Origin of the sequence: Streptomyces sp. BE303 (assembly GCF_036290945.1) — a bacterium.
GTDB lineage: Bacteria > Actinomycetota > Actinomycetes > Streptomycetales > Streptomycetaceae > Kitasatospora.
This window is the reverse complement of sequence record NZ_JAQYWZ010000531.1, coordinates 1-283: the sequence shown is the minus strand read 5'-3', so window position 1 is coordinate 283 and position 283 is coordinate 1. Positions and strand designations below refer to the sequence as shown.

The 283-nt window shown below is 66.4% G+C and carries 1 protein-coding gene; it reads right to left on the bottom strand.

Annotation, left to right across the window (positions count from 1 at the left end; all coding sequences use genetic code 11):
• The coding region (locus PUR56_RS11040) for an ABC transporter permease (RefSeq protein ID WP_443034475.1) at positions 1 to 283 on the bottom strand (283 nt) is incomplete at both ends.

The window sequence follows — 283 nt, the reverse complement described above, 5'->3', positions numbered from 1 at the left end:
GAGGAGGATGCCGGCGACGGCGGCGACGGTGCCGATGAGGGCGTAGACGGCGATGAGGTATTTGTTGATGTTGATGCCGGCGAGGCGGGCGGCGGTGTCGTTGCCGCCGATGGCGTAGAGGTTGCGGCCGATGTCGGTGTACTTGAGGAGGATGTGGACGGCGACGGCGGTGAGGATGAGGATCCAGACCATGACGGGGAGGCCGGCGATCTTGCCGCGGCCGAGGAAGACGAAGATGTCGTCGTTGAGGACGTAGCCCTGGGCGCGGCCGTCGGAGAGGAGT